This window comes from Mesorhizobium sp. M3A.F.Ca.ET.175.01.1.1 (assembly GCF_004791945.1).
GTDB lineage: Bacteria > Pseudomonadota > Alphaproteobacteria > Rhizobiales > Rhizobiaceae > Mesorhizobium.
The window spans coordinates 1-1,038 of the sequence record NZ_SRTP01000042.1; the positions used below are offsets into that span (position 1 = coordinate 1).

Annotated in this window: 1 pseudogene; it reads right to left on the reverse strand. The window is 59.0% G+C overall.

Going from position 1 to position 1,038, the window contains the following annotated elements:
* Positions 1 to 587: 587 nt before the first annotated feature.
* Positions 588 to 1,038, reverse strand: a pseudogene (locus EN818_RS30640) (integrase core domain-containing protein); the annotation flags it as partial.

The following is a 1,038-nucleotide window of genomic DNA, read 5'->3' on the forward strand; positions in this document are numbered from 1 at the left end:
GCTTACGGTCGTGCCGAGCATTTTGTCTCTCCTATGTGTCTGGGAACAAGCGTTGGCTGCCCTTTCCGCTCCGGTCGGCAGCTCCTGCCGGCCTACGAAGACAGAGTTTCAAAACTCGTGCCAACTGTCCGCAAAAGCGCCTAGAAAGATTATTCTGCTTACTTTGTAATGCCTTATTAGAGTTCAGCAGGAAGCCAGGCGTAACGGCGCAGTGTCGGATACTCGACAGAACCCGACAGCAGGTGTCATCGCCCCGCATTGGATCCGCCCGGTCGCTGTAACCTCTTCCTTGTCAGGATCATGGCTCGTGCGGTGCGGCTTCAATTCCGCGTTTCCGCTCAGTTTGCGTATGGTCTAGGACAACAGCAGCGCCACGCGTCAACGATCAGCGCCTGGGGCGAGAAGTTTAGCCGGCACTTCGCCAACCAATTCCTCCGCCGCCTGCTGTGGCACCAAATGCATCTCGATGAAATCGTTACCACTCCCGGCCGGTGAGAAGCAGTGGCTTTGGGCGGTCTTCGAGCACCACGAGGATTGCTCCATCCAATCCGCTCTCTCCGAAGCGCTCCCAGCCCAAAGGCAGACCGCTAGCTGTGGAGCCTCAACAGGTTGTCCTCGGTTAGAGCCAGGCGACTGATAGGTGTTTTGGACTTTAGGCTCCCGTGGGGACGGTGCCAATTGTATCTGTGCAACCAGACAGGCAGTTCGGCGGCGCGGTGATCTGATGTCGGATAGGCGATGGCATAGGCCCATTTCGCGCAGCGCCGTCTGGATGAAGCGCTCGGCCTTGCCATTGGTCTTGGGCGTGTAGGGTCTTGTCCTGACGTGCTTGAGGCCGAGATCGCGGCAGGCCTTGGCGAAGGCCTTCGATCTGTAGCAGGAGCCGTTGTCGGTCATGACGCGGGCTATCCTGACGCCGAGGCTGGCGTAGTAGGCCACCGCCGCCTTGAGGAAGGCGATGGCGCTTTCTTTTTTCTCGTCGGGCAGGATCTGCGAGAAGGCGATGCGGGAGGCGTCGTCGATGCAGACATGGACGAA